Genomic DNA, 4,411 nt, shown 5'->3' on the forward strand with positions numbered 1-4,411 from the left:
ATCACCTCGTTGCGCCAATCGGCGGGCGTATGCCGGGAAGTCCACCAGATGGACCGAGCGTGCCATCGCCCGGGAACCGTTCCAGCCAGACCTCTTCCATAGTGAACACCAGCACCGGGGCCAACCATGTGGTCAGGCGATGGAACAGGATGTCCAGCACGGTGCGGGCCGCGCGGCGGCGCAGGCTGTCACCGTCGCAATACAGCGCGTCCTTTCGCACGTCGAAGTAGAAGGACGACAGATCGACCGTAGCAAAGGTAAAGACGGCGCTGAACACGCCCTGGAAGTCGAAAGACGCATAGCCTTTACGGACCTGCTCATCCAGGTCGGCCAGACGGCTGAGAACCCAGCGTTCCAGACGCGGCATCTCCTCGGGCGCGACGCGGTCGGCCTCGGTGAAATCGGCCAGCGAGCCCAGCATGAACCGCATGGTGTTGCGCAGACGGCGATAGCTGTCGGCGGTGCCTTTCAGAATCTCCGGCCCGATCCGCTGGTCAGCGGTATAGTCGGTCTGAGCCACCCACAGGCGCAGAATGTCGGCGCCGTATTGCTTGACCACCTCTTCCGGCACGATTGTGTTGCCCAGCGACTTGGACATTTTGTTGCCCTTGGCATCCAGCGTGAAGCCATGTGTCACCACATTGCGGTACGGTGCACGACCCTTGGTGCCGCAGGCCTGCAGCATGGACGAGTGGAACCAACCGCGATGCTGGTCGGTGCCCTCCATGTAAACATCAGCGATGCCGTCCTCGGTACCGTCTTCGCGATCACGCAGAACAAAGGCATGGGTCGAGCCGGAGTCGAACCACACGTCCAACACGTCAAACACCTGATCGTAATCGTCGGGGTTGGCGATACCGTCGAGGATCTTTTCTTTGAAGCCATCCGTGTACCAGATATCTGCGCCGTCTTTCTCGAACGCCGCCTTGATGCGGGCGTTCAGGTCTTCGTTGCGCAGCAGGTAATCCGCGTCGGTCGGCAGAGCGCCCTTCTTGGTGAAGCAGGTTAGCGGTACGCCCCAGGCGCGCTGGCGTGACAGAACCCAGTCCGGGCGCGCTTCGATCATCGAATACAGGCGATTGCGGCCGGTCTGCGGCGTCCATTTCACCAGTTCGTCGATAGACCGCAGGGCACGTTCGCGGATGGTATCCCCCATCTCACCCATGCCGTCATTCAGCTTGCGGTCGACAGAGGCAAACCACTGCGGCGTGTTGCGATAGATGATCGGAGCTTTCGAGCGCCACGAATGCGGATAGCTGTGTTTGATCTTGCCACGTGCCAGCAGACCGCCAACCTCGACTAGCTTGTCGATGACGGCCTTGTTTGCGTCACCCTCGCCAGCCCTTGCGGGACAGGATGAACTTACCGCCAAAGAACGGTAGATCGGCGCGGAAGCGGCCATCGTCCATCACGTTATAGGTGATGACCTGTTCCAGCATGCCCAGATCACGATAGAGTTCGAACTCCTCCATACCGTGCGAGGGTGCACAGTGGACGAAACCGGTACCTTCGGTATCGGTCACAAACGTCGGCCGCGCGGAAGTCACGGATGTCATCCCATTCCGCCATTGCCGCCCTCAGCACCGGCCAGCGGGTGGGTCAGTTGCAACGCCTGCCAGCTCATCCGGCGGTCACGTCACGAACGCGGGTCCACTGGTCGTCGTTAAGACGAGCGCGGCCAAGCACATCGGCGGCCAGATTGTCGGCCAGCAGGAACTTGTCGCCCACCGCAGCCCAGCATTCTTCTGGAGCGCCGGTGACTTCGTACAGGCCGTAGGAGATATCCTTGCCATACACTACCGCTTTGTTCGACGGCATGGTCCACGGAGTTGTCGTCCAGATCACGACAAAGGCATCATCCAGATCGCCCGCATTCACGACCTTGAACTTCACCCAGATGGTGAAGCTCTCCTTGTCGTGATACTCAACCTCGGCCTCAGCCAAGGCGGTCTTTTCGATGGGCGACCACATCACAGGTTTCGAGCCCTGATAGAGCGTACCGTTCATCAGGAACTTCATGAACTCATCGGCAATCACGGCCTCGGCGTGATAGTCCATGGTGATGTAGGGATCGGCCCAGTTGCCGGTGATACCCAGGCGCTTGAACTCTTCGCGCTGGATGTCGATCCAGCCCTCGGCGAACTTGCGGCATTCCTGACGGAAATCGACGACGTTCACCTCGTCCTTGTTCTTGCCCTTCTTGCGGTACTGCTCTTCGATCTTCCACTCGATGGGCAGACCGTGACAGTCCCAACCGGGCACATAGCGCGCGTCGAAGCCCATCATCTGATGCGACCGCACGATCATGTCCTTGATGGTCTTGTTCAGCGCGTGGCCGATATGCAGGTGGCCGTTGGCGTAGGGCGGGCCATCGTGCAGCGTAAAGGGCGCGCGGCCCTCTTTTTCGCGCAAGCGGTCATATACGCCGATGGTCTCCACCGCTCCAGCCATGCGGGCTCGCGCTTGGGCAGACCAGCGCGCATGGGAAATCGGTTTTGGGCAGGTTCAGCGTGTCTTTGTAATCAGGTGTCTGGATCGTGTCGGCGCACATTGGGGGCGTCCTTTGGATGATCTGGTCGTACTAGGATCGAAGCGGTCGGTGCGAAGTCTCAAACACCTTTGCCCGGCGTCTCAGAGGGTCAGAGCGCCGGGGATATAATTCGAATAATGATGGCCGTCCGGTCATACATGGCCGGGCTTATAGGACGCCCACGCCTAATGGTCCAGAGGTTCCGGGTCGGGTGCGGCGAATGGCGCAGCTTGGCCCAGCGATTGAGCCAAGCCAGACCTGCCAACGCCAGACCCAAAGCCAGCAGCGAGAACACCCGGATCAGGCCGCCAAGCCCGGCGATGTCGATCAGGAACACCTTGGCCACAGCCAACCCGATCACCACCAGACCCGCCTTGCGCATCAGCGTCGCGATCGGCGCGCAAACGACTGGTAGAACAACGCCGCCCCGATCACCAGCAGGGCCATAGTGTAAGTGTAAAGCTCAGGCTGGGTCACGCCGTTGACCTCATACATGCCGGTCGCGCCCTGCCAGACATGACGGATCATCAGCCCCAGCCAGACGGCTCGCCAGCAGTCTGCTCAAGCCCCAACTGGCGCGTTTCAGCCACAGCGGCGTTGCATGGATACGCCAGACCGAGAACCCGATGGCCAGTGCGGGTAACAAGTAAGCAACTGCGAGCGTATTCAATACCGGCGGCCCCAGAACCGGTGGCGCAACCGTGCTTAGCAACGGGTTCGCATCAACCAACGCCTGAACCAAACGGAAAAGACCGTGCCCGGCAAAGAAAGCTGCCAGCAGATATCGGGCATAGTTCAGCTTGCCGCCCAGTTCGAACCGCTGCACCTGCGCAAAGGCCAGCAGCAACCAGATGATCGCCAGCAGGCCCAGCCCCCAGTGACTGTTTGTAGCGTTGCCCTCGCCAAAGCTCTCGCAGCGCAACGTTCCAGCAGCAAGGACAGGAACAGTGCCCCCGGTGGCCCAGGTGGCGCTCTCTAACAGCAGCGTTGCAACGGGTCGGTTAAGCGGTCGGATCAGCAGCCAACCCGACAGGAAACCAAGGGTTGCGACCGCATAGACCAGCGTCATTTCAAGGACCGGAGCCGTGCTGGCCCAACGAAGCCCCGGGTTCAGCACTAGCCTAACCGTGACCGTGAAGACACCCGCCGATATGAACCAACTCATCGGCGGTAAGGTGAATTTGCGATCCAGCGCGGCGGCCACGACAACCATCGCGACCAAAGCGATAGTCAGCGCCGCAGAACTGAGGACGAGGAACGCAGGCAAAGGTCAAACAGGATAAGGCCGAGAGCGTCGCCAGAGAGGCGCGCATCCGTTCACTCCCCGCTCAACGCGCGCAAAACGCTTCGGCAAAGAGCAACCATCAAAACGCCCAAGGCGATACCGATGCAGTGCCGAGGGGTAAGTCTCCGATGACTGTCGCGGGGTGCCAACCAACCTCAAGCGCGATGGCCAACACGGGCGCAAAGACGGCGGCGGCACCGGCCCAGCCTGCCGCAAACCTGTGCGCCTGCATCGAGCGCGACACTGCGGTGACGGAAATCATCGCACCCAGAATGATCAGGATCGTGACCACCCACGGGTAATCCGCCGTCCTCGGTGCGGTCTCCGCATAGGTTTCAGCGAAATGGCGCAGTACGACCCCATCGTCCCACCCATGCATCAGAACGAACCAAACCAGACCGAGCGCGAGGTAACACCGTCGCGTCCTGCAAGGCCCCTGCCCGCCGGCCCCACAGCATCAGTCCAAGCGTCGAGTCCTGCCAATAGCGCAACACCCAACCAGAACTCCGCTGGGCTGTCGGCCCAATGCACTGACAGGATTGCCGGAACTCACGGCAACTGCGGCAAAGCTAAGCCGCGTGGAAACTCGGGCCACG

Annotated in this window: 6 protein-coding genes; all 6 read right to left on the reverse strand. The window is 60.9% G+C overall.

What is annotated here, in order from left to right; genetic code table 11:
• Position 1 precedes the first annotated feature (1 nt).
• Positions 2 to 1,402: a class I tRNA ligase family protein gene (locus ACXACS_RS19915; protein ID WP_474809376.1), complete on the reverse strand. Its 1,401-nt coding sequence runs from the start codon at positions 1,400 to 1,402 to the stop codon at positions 2 to 4.
• A complete protein-coding gene (locus ACXACS_RS19920; protein WP_474809377.1) occupies positions 1,329 to 1,523 on the reverse strand; it encodes a hypothetical protein in 195 nt (64 codons plus the stop codon). Before ACXACS_RS19920 ends, ACXACS_RS19915 begins: the two co-directional genes overlap by 74 nt.
• Before the next feature lie 97 nt (positions 1,524 to 1,620).
• Positions 1,621 to 2,451: a class I tRNA ligase family protein gene (locus ACXACS_RS19925; RefSeq protein WP_474809379.1), complete on the reverse strand. Its 831-nt coding sequence runs from the start codon at positions 2,449 to 2,451 to the stop codon at positions 1,621 to 1,623.
• A gap of 188 nt (positions 2,452 to 2,639) precedes the next feature.
• Positions 2,640 to 2,912 carry a DUF2339 domain-containing protein gene (locus ACXACS_RS19930; RefSeq protein WP_474809381.1) on the reverse strand — a complete coding sequence of 91 codons (273 nt, stop codon included), beginning with the start codon at positions 2,910 to 2,912 and terminating at the stop codon, positions 2,640 to 2,642.
• Positions 2,913 to 3,017: 105 nt separating this feature from the next.
• Positions 3,018 to 3,599 carry a hypothetical protein gene (locus ACXACS_RS19935; RefSeq protein ID WP_474809383.1) on the reverse strand — a complete coding sequence of 194 codons (582 nt, stop codon included), beginning with the start codon at positions 3,597 to 3,599 and terminating at the stop codon, positions 3,018 to 3,020.
• Positions 3,600 to 3,651: 52 nt separating this feature from the next.
• Complete coding sequence (locus ACXACS_RS19940; protein WP_474809384.1) at positions 3,652 to 3,843, reverse strand: hypothetical protein; 192 nt, start codon at positions 3,841 to 3,843, stop codon at positions 3,652 to 3,654.
• Positions 3,844 to 4,411 lie beyond the last annotated feature (568 nt).

It is taken from the genome of Alteromonas sp. AWM4_230 (assembly GCF_056158305.1).

Excerpts from the sequence above, each read along its gene's own strand:
- ACXACS_RS19925 (WP_474809379.1), bottom strand. The coding sequence starts at position 2,451 with ATGGCTGGAGCGGTGGAGACCATCGGCGTATATGACCGCTTGCGCGAA.
- ACXACS_RS19915 (WP_474809376.1), bottom strand. The coding sequence starts at position 1,402 with ATGGCCGCTTCCGCGCCGATCTACCGTTCTTTGGCGGTAAGTTCATCC.
- ACXACS_RS19935 (WP_474809383.1), bottom strand. The coding sequence starts at position 3,599 with ATGACGCTGGTCTATGCGGTCGCAACCCTTGGTTTCCTGTCGGGTTGG.
- ACXACS_RS19940 (WP_474809384.1), bottom strand. The coding sequence starts at position 3,843 with ATGCGCGCCTCTCTGGCGACGCTCTCGGCCTTATCCTGTTTGACCTTT.
- ACXACS_RS19930 (WP_474809381.1), bottom strand. The coding sequence starts at position 2,912 with ATGCGCAAGGCGGGTCTGGTGGTGATCGGGTTGGCTGTGGCCAAGGTG.